The 13,250-nt window shown below is 49.3% G+C and carries 11 protein-coding genes; all 11 read right to left on the minus strand.

Annotated elements, in window-relative coordinates; genetic code table 11:
* Positions 1–22 precede the first annotated feature (22 nt).
* The 11 genes from H9X84_RS00990 to H9X84_RS01040 all read right to left on the minus strand — a co-directional run bounded on the left by H9X84_RS00990 (position 23) and on the right by H9X84_RS01040 (position 13,241).
* Positions 23–1,147 (minus strand): 2-hydroxyacyl-CoA dehydratase subunit D, encoded by a 1,125-nt coding sequence (locus H9X84_RS00990; protein WP_205132452.1) that lies wholly within the window; start codon positions 1,145–1,147, stop codon positions 23–25.
* A gap of 13 nt (positions 1,148–1,160) precedes the next feature.
* Entirely contained in the window at positions 1,161–2,426 is a 1,266-nt protein-coding gene (locus H9X84_RS00995; protein ID WP_205132453.1) for a 2-hydroxyacyl-CoA dehydratase subunit D, read from the minus strand.
* A gap of 15 nt (positions 2,427–2,441) precedes the next feature.
* Positions 2,442–3,221, minus strand: a complete 780-nt coding sequence (locus H9X84_RS01000; RefSeq protein ID WP_205132454.1) for an acyl-CoA dehydratase activase — start codon at positions 3,219–3,221, stop codon at positions 2,442–2,444.
* Between the two features lie 636 nt (positions 3,222–3,857).
* Positions 3,858–4,961, minus strand: coding sequence for a patatin-like phospholipase family protein (locus H9X84_RS01005; RefSeq protein ID WP_205132455.1), 1,104 nt, complete (start codon positions 4,959–4,961; stop codon positions 3,858–3,860).
* A gap of 8 nt (positions 4,962–4,969) precedes the next feature.
* Complete coding sequence (locus tag H9X84_RS01010; RefSeq protein WP_205132456.1) at positions 4,970–6,373, minus strand: peptidoglycan D,D-transpeptidase FtsI family protein; 1,404 nt, start codon at positions 6,371–6,373, stop codon at positions 4,970–4,972.
* Positions 6,366–7,748 carry an FtsW/RodA/SpoVE family cell cycle protein gene (locus H9X84_RS01015; protein ID WP_205132457.1) on the minus strand — a complete coding sequence of 461 codons (1,383 nt, stop codon included), beginning with the start codon at positions 7,746–7,748 and terminating at the stop codon, positions 6,366–6,368. The genes H9X84_RS01010 and H9X84_RS01015 overlap by 8 nt, the downstream gene beginning before the upstream one ends.
* Before the next feature lie 4 nt (positions 7,749–7,752).
* On the minus strand, positions 7,753–10,176 hold the full coding sequence (locus H9X84_RS01020) for a DUF3656 domain-containing U32 family peptidase (RefSeq protein ID WP_205132458.1): 2,424 nt from the start codon (positions 10,174–10,176) through the stop codon (positions 7,753–7,755).
* A gap of 89 nt (positions 10,177–10,265) precedes the next feature.
* Positions 10,266–10,664, minus strand: coding sequence for a cell division protein ZapA (locus H9X84_RS01025; protein ID WP_205132459.1), 399 nt, complete (start codon positions 10,662–10,664; stop codon positions 10,266–10,268).
* Between the two features lie 204 nt (positions 10,665–10,868).
* Positions 10,869–11,429, minus strand: a complete 561-nt coding sequence (locus H9X84_RS01030) for a 2-oxoacid:acceptor oxidoreductase family protein (protein WP_205132460.1) — start codon at positions 11,427–11,429, stop codon at positions 10,869–10,871.
* Between the two features lies 1 nt (position 11,430).
* Positions 11,431–12,183 (minus strand): thiamine pyrophosphate-dependent enzyme, encoded by a 753-nt coding sequence (locus tag H9X84_RS01035; RefSeq protein WP_205132461.1) that lies wholly within the window; start codon positions 12,181–12,183, stop codon positions 11,431–11,433.
* The gene (locus H9X84_RS01040; protein WP_205132462.1) at positions 12,183–13,241 is read right to left on the minus strand and encodes a 3-methyl-2-oxobutanoate dehydrogenase subunit VorB; all 1,059 of its coding nucleotides are present in this window, start codon (positions 13,239–13,241) and stop codon (positions 12,183–12,185) included. The genes H9X84_RS01035 and H9X84_RS01040 overlap by 1 nt, the downstream gene beginning before the upstream one ends.
* Between the last annotated feature and the right edge of the window lie 9 nt (positions 13,242–13,250).

Below are 13,250 nucleotides of genomic sequence, written 5' to 3' on the forward strand. Positions count from 1 at the left end.
CTTCATTTCGAAAGAGTTTTGATTACATCATTTCTACGAAGGACTGCAGTCTTGTCTTAACCTGTTCGAAGGAGGTTACTTCCTGGTCAACTTCGATCATCAGGTTCTTAACGCCTCTTTCTTCGAATTCTCTGTACAGTACAGGGTAATCCCATTCTTCGGGATCACAGAACTTCATCTGAGCGATGATCACTGCGTCTGCGCCTGTCTGAACCATTTTGTTCATCAGCATTTTGCCGCGGCCTTTCTTTGTATCTGTAGCTACGGAGCAGCCATACATCTGCTGCCATGCTTTTGCCATTCTGTACAGAGGGCCTTCTTCGCCATCCAGAACGTCTACACGGATCTGTCTGGATTCCTGAGCCAGGTCATCGTCTACGATAGCCAGACCAAATTCGTTGAAGATGTCAAGCAGTTCGTTGGGCTCCAGCAGGATGCCGGCAACGATAACTTTCTTGCCTGCCCAAGGCTGAACGGGCATAGCTTTTACTTCAGCGATCAGTTCTTTTACCAGTTCTGTGTGTTTTTCTTTCAGCATGAACTGTCTTGCTTTGAATACAGCGTGACGGCTAACAGCATCGATTACCTGAGGGTAGTCAGCTGCTACTTTCACGAATTCACGCATAACCTGTCTGTTTTCGTTGTAAATTGCGATGGATCTTTCCAGATCAGCGTTTGTGATCTTAACGCCCAGGTAGTGTTCCAGCTGAGCTTTTACCAGTTCGTATTCTTTTACCAGGAATGTGTTTGCTGCTTCCAGGCCTCTGTTCTGAGGATGTGTGAATACGATAACAGGAGATGTGCCTTTCCATTTCTGGCTCAGGCATTTCAGTGTGTCACAAGGTACGGAGAACAGTACAGCGGCCAGGTCGTCATAAGCGCCTTCGCACTGCAGCTCCATAACCTGCTGCATAATGGAACAAGCGAAAGGAGGCAGGTATGTACGAGCTTTGGAAATTGTCTTGCCCTGTGCGCCCCAGATACCCATAGGCAGGTAACCTGTAGCGTGAACCATTTCTTCGGGTGCGTAGATAGGCATGATACCTACAGCGCCTTTCCCTGTTTCTGCTTTATAATCGTCCATTGCTTTTTTGGGATTTGCTGCAATGTCTTTTAATTGGGATAAGATAGCTTCAACTTTACTCATCGTTTTCTCCTCCTTATTCTGCTGCCATATTAGCTTCCATCATTTCAACCAGAGCCTGAACACGAGTCTCATACTGTGCAGGAGAGTAAACACGAGGGTCTGTCTGGTCGCCGTCAAAACTTACGTAAGGCAGGCCGTTCTTTTCTTTGATTACTTCGGCTGTTTCTACGTTCAGGAAGCTCATCAGCTTACAGCTTCTGTTCAGGTGATAGATAACACCATCAACTTTACCATGTTCCATAATACCCATCAGTACTGCAGCTTTGTTGCTCAGGCAGGTATTGATGTATGTTCTTGTATAAGCTTCTGCCATGGAGTGCAGGGATTCATCGTTTGCATCATAGGTCAGATCCCAGATTGCAGGGTATGCGGAACCTGTCATGATAGTACCCATGTTCTTCAGAGTCTTGAATGTGTGACCCAGGTGAGGCCATACAGCGATACCTTCCCACTGAACACGTGTCTTTTCAGCGCCTTTGAATGCGTAGATACCTGCTTTCAGGTTTTCTTCCAGTTCATCAGCGAATGCTTTGAATGTGATTTCAGCGTAGTCCAAGGAACGGCAAGCAACGATCAAAGCCATGTAGTTGAACAGGTCGAAACCATTCAGAGGAGAGGGTTTATACTTTGTGAAGTCAGCGATTCTGTTCCACTGATATACGGAACGCTGTGTCTGGTTCTTAACTTCCTGGAATTTCTTCCAGTCGAAAGGTCTGCCGCAGATTACTTCCAGCTGAGAAATAGCATTTCTGAATTCATCAGCGATATATGCTTTTGCATATTCAGGAATAGGCATTGTGTGGTTGAAAGGTACGTCGATAACGATGCAGGGAATATCCAGTTCAGCTGCCAGGTTTTCGTACCATTTCAGCAGTGTGTTACAAATATTGTTACATGTGATTACCAGGTCGGGCAGAGGAACGTCAGCTGCGGGAGAGTTAACCAGAACTTCGGGTTTCACGCCTGTTGTAGCAGCTTCTTTCAAGCATTCCATGTAACCCATGTTTACTCTACCATAAGAACAGCAGTCGATGTTGTAGCCTTTTCTTTCTGCTACATCCAGCATATCCATAGCGCCTTTTCTAGCACCGATACCAGCTGCATGTGTTTCGGGATAAACCATAGCGATGCCCATGGTTACGCAGAATTCCGGAGGAGCTACAGAAGCGGACCAGCATACCAGGTCGCCTCTTTCTTTTGCTTCTCTAGCGTCCTGATCGGCTTTGTTCTGATAGTAGCCTAACAATTGTTTTGCTTTCATGCCTTGTGTTAAACTCATTCTAATCCCTCTTTCTTATTTTTTTTGAGCGGCTTCGTATGCAAACAGTGCTGCACCGAGCGCGCCTGTTGTTTGTGGATTTGGTGCCACAATTACGTCTGTTTTCAATACGCCGGCAACTGCTCTTACCACACCCGCGTTTTTGGCAACGCCGCCAGTCATGACAACGTCCTTTTCCAAACCGCCTCTGTAAGCAAGACCGCAGGCTCTGCTGGCTACGGACAAATGCACGCCTTTGATGATGTTGTTTCTGCTTTCGCCGCTGGAAAGCTGGGAAATAACTTCAGACTCCGCAAATACGGTGCAGGTGCTGCTGATGGGCGCCGTATCTGTTGCCTGCGCATCCAGGTCTGCCATTTCGTCCAATGTCGTTTCCAGTACTCTTGCCATTACTTCCAGGAAACGTCCTGTACCCGCTGCACATTTATCATTCATAAAAAACTGCTTGATGCCACCCTTATCGTCCAGACGGATCGCTTTCGCGTCCTGACCGCCGATATCAATGATGGTGCGTGCAGTCGGTACCAAATGGTAAATCCCTTTGGCATGGCAGCTGATCTCGCTGATCTGTTTATCAGCGCCCTCAAAAGCGAATCTGCCATAACCTGTTGCCACAACAAAAGACATATCCTCTCTTGTCAGGCCACTCACTTTGAAAGCCTGTTCCAAAGCTCTCTGGGGACCGCTGGAACCTGTTCCTACCTGAACAACTTCCGCAGCCACAACGTCCTTCCCGTCTTTCAGGATCACAACCTTGGAAGAAGCGGAACCAACGTCAATACCCAATGTGTACATCCTTTGACCTCCTTAAATATCTATATTTGACCATGCGATAAAAACAAATGAAACATGAAATCGTTAGATCTAAGCGGAAAAATACGCCCCGTAATCATGTATTTCCCGCTGGAAGGAATCCCTTCCGGATCACGCGAAAACCAACGTAAACACATCAGTCTTTCACGTTTTACAATGGTCAGCATGCAATTTCCACACCCGCCATTTGTTTTGATTATAGCATCTTTGTATTTTGATTGCAACCATATTGTTAAAAATTTATTCTAATTTTCCATTTTTAAGAGAAAAAAAACGCTGTCCCTGCAAAACAAGGAATTTTGTATACAATCCCGCCCCGTCATTGACATTTTCCTTCCTTTTTTTACCGTTTTCTTTTCCTTTTTTGTGAAATTCTCCATAGTTGCAGGCTTTTTAAAGTTTTCCAGCCGTCATTCCTGCACACTTCCGTCCTGTAATTCCTAGCTGACAAATGGCCTAAAACTGCTTCGTATGCGAATTATTTGGATAGGAAATCCTTCTGTTTTAGTAGATTTTGTTAAATTATCGGCAAAAATTTGTTAAAGATCCACATAAGTCCGGCTCTTTTGTCTATAAAAAAACGAAGCCCTGCGGCTTCTGCCGCAAAATGGCTTCGTTTTATAGTTTTTCCGTTTTTTTCTGTTTTTCCAGAATCAGCGAGAAGAGTTTTTCCTCTGTCAAAACCTGAAAGCAGGAGATCCCCAGTTCCTCCGCCCGGCGTTCCAACAGCGCCAGGGCCAGTTCATAGTAGTCCCCTTTGACCCTCATCTTCTTGGCCAGCCTGGGTAGGTGCTCCTCATTCAGCTCCCGCAGTGTCAGAGTTTCTCCGTCTTTTTCCGCTTCCTTCTGCAAAATGGTTTTGAGCATTCCATAGGCTCTTGCCTCACTCCACTGCCGGTCAATATAGTAGGTTTGACCGCAAAGACCGTAAATGGTCCGCAGGCCGTCGTAATATCCCAGAAGCATATCCCTTCTGACCTGTTCGCTGTCAAACTGCAATACTCCGCCCAGCTTTTCTCTGGGAGCGATGACCGTCACGCAGGCATCCTCCGGGATCTTTACCCGTTTTTCTATGCCTACGCCAAAAATTCTCAGTACCAACAGGTCCCGGTAGCCCCGTTTCAGCAGACTGTCAATGGGCACCAGATTCTGTATGCCGCCGTCCGTATAATATTTCCCATCCAGCCGTTCCGGCTTAAAAGCGGGGAAGTAGGCACTGGCCAGCAGCATTTCCGCCAGCCTGCCCTCCTCTATGTCCTTGACATCCAGATCCAGTTCCTCCCGGTCGCTGACAGAATACGTCACCAGATAAAAATTTTTATGGGAGTTTCGGATCTTTTCCTCATCCACCGTCTCCTCCAGCAAACGCCGCAAAGGCTCTGTACGAAATCCGCCCTGCCGAATCACCTCCGCCATGTTCCACAGAAATTCCCGCAGTTCTTCTCCATGCAGTTCCTTGTGGTAGTATGCCCGCATCTGCTCATCGTCCACGTCCATGATCTGAGAAAATCGGATATTACGCCAAAGCTCCTCCGCCAATGCCAGATCATCCATCACCATCAACGCACCATTCAGGGCGCCTACCGATGTGCCGGAAACGGCGCAGATCTTTACACTTGCCTCCTTTAAGGCCCTCCAGACACCAATCTGGTAGGCCCCTTTGGCACCGCCGCCTTCCAGCGCCACTGCGTATTCTTTTGTCAGATCCAGTTTTGGCTCCATATCTTCTCCTATTCCGCCATTTTTTCCAGGGCCGCCTTCAATACTTTTCCGGCGATAGGCGTAGCACTGCCATAAGCCTCGGAATTTTCAATAATCACGGCAATACTTACCTGCGGATCTTCCGCCGGCGCATAGCCCACAAACCAGGAATGATCCTTGCCCGTAGCGTTTTCGGCCGTACCGGTTTTGCCCGCAACGGTCACGCCGCTGATCTGGGCTGCCGTCCCTGTGCCGCTTTCTACGACACCGATCAGCATTTCCTTCAGCGCCGCCGCTTCCTCCGGCGTACAGATCGACATGAGCTTGTTGGGCACCGTCGTTTTTCCTGTTTCTCCATTATAATACTGCATATGATCAATAATATACGGTTCCATCATAATTCCGTCATTGGCAATAGCAGAAATCAGCATCGCCATATACAGCGGGGATACACTGGTTTTCCCCTGGCCAATAGCTGTTTCCACCAACTCGCTTTCGGTGGAATCCGCATTCAGATGCATGATGCTGTTGCTGTACGCCAGATCAAATCCATAATCTGCCGTAATACCGCAGGCCTCCATTTCCTTGCTGAGATTATCAGCGCCGATCTCTTCCGCCAGCGCGGCAAAATAGCAGTTGCAGGAGGCCGCCATCGCCCCCGCCATATCCACTGTGCCATGGGCTCTATTGTTATAGCAGTGGATAACCTTATCCTGGAATTCCTCTTCCCCTGTACAGGTATAAGTAAAGTTCTGCCAGTCTGGGAAATATTCCATAGCCGCCAGGGCTGTGATGGTTTTAAAGGTAGATCCCGGCGGGTAAAGCCCCTGGGTTGCCCGGTTCACCAGAGGACTGTCCTCATCGGAAACCAGATACTCCCAATCCGCAGAAACCGTATTAGGGTCAAAATCGGGATACGCCTGCATAGCCAGAACACGGCCCGTAGAGGGCTCCATCACCACAACGGCCCCTTTGGCACTGCCCAGCAGATCTCCGGCGATGCTCTGGATATCCATATCCACTGCCAGCACCACGTCATTCCCTCTGGGATCTGTGCCGGAAAGCAGTCCCTGTATCCGCTGAAGCAGTTCCCGGTAAGGTGTCATCAGCTCAAAATTGGCCGCCGCTTCCACGCCGGTTTTCCCTACACTGCTGTATCCCGTAATGTGCGCCGCCATCCTGGCTCTGTTGTATTCCCGCAGATAGGAACCATCCTCCTGCTGGACACTGGTGGCAAGCACTTCCCCGTTTTTATCCAGAATATCCCCTCTCTGGATACCGTCCACATCGGTGCGCATCCGGATATTATAGGAATTGGCGGAGATTTCCTCCCGGTCTACCAGGGCCAGCTTGCCCAGATATCCCAGCAGGAGAAAAAAACATAATGCCAGGAGCCAGAAGACTCTCCGCGCGCTTTTCTTCATATTATTCATCGCCGTAGTAGCCTCCTTCCAGATACTGCATCCGCTGCTCCTCCGCCGCCTGGTTATGCTGTTCGCAGTATACGCAGACCCACTGAAGAATCCCCATCATCATCAGGCTCACCAGTACGGAACTGCCGCCGTAGCTGACCAGCGGCAGCGTCACCCCGGTCAAAGGGATCAGCTTGATAACACCGCCAATAATCAGAAAAGCCTGGAAAGACAGCATCACAATAACGCCTACCGCCAAAAGGCTGTAATATCGTCTGGTGCAGTCCAGCGTAATCCGGATTCCCCGATATAATATCATAATAAAAATACAAATGATGCCCGCGCCGAACAGCACGCCCATTTCCTCACAGATGGCGGCAAAAATACAGTCACTTTCCACCACAGGAATGCTGACCGGCATACCCTTTGTCAAACCGCTGCCAAACAGGCCGTAGGTAGTAATGGCAAACAGAGACGTTACGATCTGATATCCGCCGCTGTCGATATCCGCCCAGGGATCCCGCCATGCCGCCACACGGACACGCACATGAGAAAAGAGCTTATAGGCAATCACGGAAGCCAGACTGGCGGAGCCCATGCCCAGCAAAACCAGAATTTCGTTGGACGTGGCAATATACAGCATCGCCATATAGGTCATAAAGAAGATCAGGGCACTGCCCAGATCCTTCTGCAGCACCAGAAGCGCCACTACCCCCGCGCTCAGAACCGCCGTAATCAGGAATTCCCGCAGTTCCACACGTTTGCGGAACACACTGGCCAGATAAAATACAAACAGGAATTTCGCAATCTCGGAAGGCTGGAAACTAATACTGCCGATCTGCAGCCAGTTCTGGGAACCGCCATGCTCCACGCCCACGATCTGTGTCAGCAGCAGCAGGCCATAACATACGATAATATAAGCCCATTCAAAAACCTCAAACCGGGGAATCAGCCGCAGCACCGACGGCAGAAGAAGCATCCCCGCCAGTCCTATGGCCATCCAGAGCAGCTGCTTATAGGCAAAAGTCGCGTCTACCCGATGAAGAATAATCAGACTCACATCCATCAAAAACAGCATCCCCGTCCAGATCAGAGGACAGCCCTCATAATAGAACCGGTCCAGAAGCTGAATGGCCACCAGAATAAAGGCCAGCGATACAGCGCCAAAGACCAGCGCCTGCCAATGGAACAAATGGGTCTGTGTATCATAGGAAAGAATCAGAAACGCCGTCAGGTGCATCAGCACCACCAGCCGCCGTTGTATGGATACCGCACGATAAGGACTGCCCAGATAGCCGCCCTGTTCATAAGCGATATATACAATGGCTTCCCACAGGAACAGCCCAATATAGATCACAAATAAATACCTGCTCAGCATTACCACTAAGTCAAACATCGTCTCACTCCACTCCACGGAAGAAATGCCCTTTGGTACTTCCTTTTTCACTCATTTGCTGCAGCAGCTGCTTCGTTTCGGCGCCACAGCGCTGAGGGTCCTTTGTCATTTCGCAATATGCCCGAAGAATCCGCTCTGTACGCCCGGGGCCTTCCTTTGTAAACTGCAGCCGCACACTGCCCACAGCGTTTTCCAGCACTTCATCATAAAATTTCAGGGTAAACAGAGGCTTCCCGTTCAGGATGCCGCAGACACACCGTTCACAGTCTGTCATCAGCGGGAATTTTTCTCCCTTTCTGTCCCGAAGGAAATATAAATCCTCATGATACCGTTTACTGCAATACTCTCCGCTCTTTTTCCCTCCGGCAAAGTTCCCCACAGGACACTGCTGGGTCGTCATCAGCGGCAGATAGCCGTAAACAATCATTTCACAGTCCCGGTCCGCCATAGCGCGGATCTCCTGTAAGTTGTTTTCCACAGAAAGGCAGACCTCGTCCGCTCCCTGCGCCTTCCAGAATTCCACAGAAGAGCGGTTCATCACATTCAAATTATGATCCGCCACAATCTTTTTCCCGCTTTGGGCCACTGCCCCCAACTGCCCGGCGGAACGCACCAGAAAACCGTCCAATTCACTATGCAAATACTGGGCCAGCCGTTTTTCGTCCTCCGGACGTTCCCGGTCCACACGGGGCAGCGCAACAAAGCACTCGATCCCCTTCTGGCGGCATTTTTCCACACAGCTTTCCAACTGCCCGGCAAAATCCTTTGTCGATTCCAGATAAATCCTGGCTACGCCATTCTGACGAACTGCCGCCTCAAACTGCTCCAGCGTCTGCACCAGTACCGTCACCCGCTTCTTCAGAAGGTTCCGCTCCGTTTTTCTTTCCGGCAGCGCCTCCTGCGCTTCTTCTTTGCGCTTGGATTTTTTCAGGATCGCCTGCTCCAGCGCCTGTGCGCCTTCTCTACGCAGACGGTTGATAGAACTGATGCCAATATAAATATCTTCATCCATTTCAATGGCCAACTCCGCGAAAACAAAGGGTGTCGCGCCCATTTTTTCGGCTTGCTGCCGCAGCGCTTCTTCTGTCAGAGGACGGTTGGAAGCACGTTCCACCACATCTCCCGTCACATAAACGCTGCTGCCCCGGTTATCCCACAGCTGCAGGGCCATAGGCTCTCCCACTCTGGCCTTCCATATGCCCCAAACCGGCAGCTTTCTGCTGTCCTTTTCCCAGGTTTTTCTCAACTCATCGTTTAACGCCTTGCCATAGGTACGATAAACCACATCATTCTTTTCAATATCCCCTTCCAGTGTCAGCGTGATAAATTCTCCCGCTTTGGAGGACTTTGTGATATTGCAGCCCACATGAGGCCCTTTTTGGGTCCAGATCTCAATGCCGTCCCCTGGAATCAAAGGCTCTCTGGTACGAATTGTCACTTTCCTGTATTTAGGCAGATAAGCGTCTACCATGCCTACCTTCAACCCCCATGTTTTGGGACGTTCCACACTCATCATATCCAGACCGCCCCGGGCCGTATAATACCCTTCCGTAAAACCGCCGCGGTTAAACAGCTGGGTCAGCTCCTTCATATCCTCTGCGGAAACCTCATAATGCTCCGGGTCCTCAAAATACAGGTCGATATATTTCCGGTAGATTCTTGTGACTCCTGCCACATATTCGGGATTTTTCATCCGGCCCTCAATCTTCAAAGAGGCGATCCCCGCCTCCATCAGTTCCGGCAGAATGGTCACCGTAGCCACATCCTTGGGCGAAAGCAGATATCCCTCCGCTACCTTGTCATAGCCGCAGTACAGTGTATAGGGCAGGCGGCAGGTCTGGGCGCATCTGCCCCGGTTGCCGCTCCGGCCTCCCAGCATGCTGCTCATGATACACTGTCCGGAATAGCAGACACAAAGCGCCCCATGAATAAAGGTTTCTACCTCCGCCTCCGTATGCTCTGTAATATGGCGGATCTCCGGCAGCGTCAGTTCCCGGCTGAGGACTACCTTCTGGAAGCCCTGTCCGTACCAGTAATTCACATCCGCCAGCGAATTGGCCGTCATCTGGGTGCTGGCATGCAGCTCCATAGCGGGATAATGCTCTTTCACCAGCTTCACAGCGCCAATATCCTGTATAATCAGCGCGTCTACGCCCATATGGTACAGCCGCCCGATAAAGGAAAGAAAACCAGCCAGCTCTCCGTCCTTATATACTGTATTCACCGTTACATACACCCTTACACCGCGCAAATGGCAGTAGTCACAAGCCTCTTCCAGTTCTTCCAGGGAAAAATTTCCGGCGTATTGTCTGGCGCTGAATTCTTTCCCTCCAAGATATACGGCATCACAGCCATTATTCACCGCGGCCCGCAGGCTCTCCATAGATCCGGCGGGAGCCAGCAGCTCCGGTTTTCTTCCAAAAGGCATGTTCCCTCTCCTTCCTGTTCTATCCATGAAAAAGGAAAACAGCAGTTTCTTTCCTCCTGGGCGGATCGCCTCTGCTGCTTTCCTTGTTCTTATCGTTTACGATTTTTATATCTTCCGCCGTTTCCGCTCTCCTGCGGTTCTTTTTCCACGGCTGTCTGGTCTGCCTCGTGCGCTTCGCGGGCATGCTCCAGTTTTTCTTCCAATTCCGATATGGTATTTTTCATTGTCATGCACTGCAGCTTCAATTCATCCAGTTCCGCCTCCAGTGACAGACTCCGCTCCACTTCTTTAAAGTAGTCGTCCGCTACATTGATAGAAGTCAGCACATAAGCCAGACTGGAGTCCAGCGACACCGACTGAGACGTCTGACGGATCTCCCGCATTTTCTGGTCGATGTAAGCCGCCACACTCTGCATATGTTCCTCTGATTCGTTCCCCATCAGAGTAAAGGACTTTCCATCTATCGTAATTCGCACCTTGTTTTTCACAAATACCACGTTCTCCTTCCGCCCCATAACCCGGGCCGCAAAACTTCGTTTTGCCGATATTATACCATAAACCACAGGGAATGAAAATATTTTCTATCCCATTCCCCCATTTCAAAAGAAAAGCGGATAAATCATTGTTTCCAATGATCTATCCGCTAAAACACCGTATTCAGAAGAATCTAAAACAGGGTGCTGTATTGCATTTTAGCAATGTTCTTTTGCATAGTTAAAGCCCAGTTCAAATGCTTTCTTGTTGTCGGGGATGAATTTTGCTTTGCCGCCTTCAAAAACGTGTGCAAAAGTATCATCCATACCGTCCTGTTTGATTGCGCCTGTTGCGAATACAACCGCACCCAGCATAACCAGGTTTGCCAGTTTGGAACCGCCAAATGCATCTGTTGCAATTCTGTTTGCGGGAATTTCAAATACTTTTACGCCTTCTTTTGCTTCAACATGATCCATGCTGCAAAGGTCAGCATTGATAACCAAAGAACCGCCTACTCTTACTACAGGCGCAAACTTATCCAAGGAAGGCTGATTCAAAGCTACGATACAGTCCGCGTCTTTTGTGATTACGGGAGAACCGATGCCCTCGTCGGAAATGATTACGTTTACGTTGGCAGTACCGCCACGCATTTCGGGGCCATAAGAAGGACACCAGGATACTTCTTTTCCTTCCAGCATACCGGAGTAAGCCATAATCTTACCCATCAGCAACGAACCCTGACCGCCAAAACCTGCAATGATAGAAGAAAATGTACTCATATTATTTGCCCTCCTCTGCTGTAATGTCTTTGTAAACGCCAAGAGGATAGTAAGGAATCATTTTTTCTCTTACGAATTCCATGGATTTTACAGGAGTCAGACCCCAGTTTGTAGGGCAGCTGGATACGACTTCAACCAGTGTGAAGCCCAGGCCCTGTCTCTGGATCTCAAATGCTTTTTTGATGGCTTTCTTTGCTGCTGTAACCTGTGCAGGTGTGGAAACGCTTACTCTTTCAATATAAGCGGGACCTGTCAATGTTGCCAGCATTTCGGAAACACGAAGAGGGTTACCATTGATCTTGGGATCACGGCCTTTTTTCGCTGTTGTTGCTTTCATGCCGGGCAGTGTGGTAGGAGCCATCTGACCGCCTGTCATACCATAAATACCATTGTTGATAAAGATTGTTGTGATCTTTTCGCCTCTTGCCGCTGCGTGGATGATCTCACAAGTACCGATGGATGCCAGGTCACCATCGCCCTGATATGTCAAAACGATATTATCGGGATGTACTCTCTTGATACCGGTTGCTGTTGCGGGAGCACGGCCATGTGCGCACTGAATGGCATCAAAGTTAAAGTAGTTGTTTGCGAATACGGAACAGCCTACGGGTACGCATGCGATGGCGTTTTCCACTTCACCCAGTTCTTCCAGAACTTCTGCTACCAGTCTATGTACGATACCATGCGCACAACCAGGACAATAATGCAATTTGACATCAGTTAATGCTTTTGTTTTTTCGAATACAACTGCCATTATTTGTCACCTCCCATGACTTCTCTACCGAATGCAACCACTTCATCAACAGTAGGTACGTTACCGCCTGTTCTGCCGTGGAATACTACTTTGCTCTTATCGTTACAAGCGTAAGCAACATCCTGTACCATCTGGCCCATGGACATTTCTACATCCAGATATTTTTTGATCTTGTCGTTCCATTTATCGAATGCTTTCTGAGGGAAAGGCCACAGAGTCTTAGGTCTGAGCATACCAACCTTGAAGCCTTCTGCTCTCAGGTAGCCGATTGCTGTTCTTACAACTCTGGAAGCAGTACCATAGGATACAAACGCGAATTCTGCGTCATCCAGCAGGTATTCTTCCCAAGCCTGTTCGTTTGCTTCTACTTTTTCATATACTTCAAAATGCTCATGGTTCCAAGCTTCGCAGTCGTCGGGATCGATTACCAGGTTTTTGATGTTATGTCTTTCGCCTTTGCCTTTGCCTGTCAAAGCCCATGTCTTTTCAGGGATACCAGGTCTGGGAACATAGTTGAATTCAACGGGTTCCATCATCTGACCAATCAGACCGTCTGCCAGAACGATAACGGGCAGGCCATAAATGTCAGCGATATCGAAAGCTTCCATTACCATGTCAACAGCTTCCTGTACAGATGCGGGCGCCAGAACTACGTTGTGGTAGTCACCATTGGAACCGCCTTTTACTGCCATGTTGTAGTCCGCCTGACCGGGCTGAATGGTACCCAGACCCGGGCCCCCACGCATCATATTGATGATGACTGCGGGCAGACCTGCGTTGGAGATATAGCCGATACCTTCCTGTTTCAGTGCAATACCAGGAGAGGAAGAGCTGGTCAGAACACGAGCACCTGCTGCTGCCGCGCCGTAAACCATATTGATGGCCGCTACTTCGGATTCTGCCTGTACGAATGTACCGCCTACTTTCGGCAGTTCATCGGATAAATATTCGGGCACTTCGCTCTGAGGAGTGATGGGGTAACCAAAGAAATATCTGCAACCCGCCTCAATCGCCGCTTTGCCAACTGCCTCGTTGCCTTTCATTAAAACCTTTGCCATTGATGTTTC

Source organism: Anaerotignum lactatifermentans (assembly GCF_016902535.1).
Classification (GTDB): domain Bacteria; phylum Bacillota; class Clostridia; order Lachnospirales; family Anaerotignaceae; genus Anaerotignum; species Anaerotignum lactatifermentans_A.

Bases quoted from the DNA above. Each gene is read 5' to 3' on its own strand.
- H9X84_RS01035 (WP_205132461.1), bottom strand. From the start codon at position 12,183: ATGGCAGTTGTATTCGAAAAAACAAAAGCATTAACTGATGTCAAATTG.
- H9X84_RS01030 (WP_205132460.1), bottom strand. From the start codon at position 11,429: ATGAGTACATTTTCTTCTATCATTGCAGGTTTTGGCGGTCAGGGTTCG.
- H9X84_RS01015 (WP_205132457.1), bottom strand. From the start codon at position 7,748: ATGTTTGACTTAGTGGTAATGCTGAGCAGGTATTTATTTGTGATCTAT.
- H9X84_RS01005 (WP_205132455.1), bottom strand. From the start codon at position 4,961: ATGGAGCCAAAACTGGATCTGACAAAAGAATACGCAGTGGCGCTGGAA.
- H9X84_RS01040 (WP_205132462.1), bottom strand. From the start codon at position 13,241: ATGGCAAAGGTTTTAATGAAAGGCAACGAGGCAGTTGGCAAAGCGGCG.
- H9X84_RS01020 (WP_205132458.1), bottom strand. From the start codon at position 10,176: ATGCCTTTTGGAAGAAAACCGGAGCTGCTGGCTCCCGCCGGATCTATG.
- H9X84_RS01010 (WP_205132456.1), bottom strand. From the start codon at position 6,373: ATGAATAATATGAAGAAAAGCGCGCGGAGAGTCTTCTGGCTCCTGGCA.
- H9X84_RS01000 (WP_205132454.1), bottom strand. From the start codon at position 3,221: ATGTACACATTGGGTATTGACGTTGGTTCCGCTTCTTCCAAGGTTGTG.
- H9X84_RS00995 (WP_205132453.1), bottom strand. From the start codon at position 2,426: ATGAGTTTAACACAAGGCATGAAAGCAAAACAATTGTTAGGCTACTAT.
- H9X84_RS00990 (WP_205132452.1), bottom strand. From the start codon at position 1,147: ATGAGTAAAGTTGAAGCTATCTTATCCCAATTAAAAGACATTGCAGCA.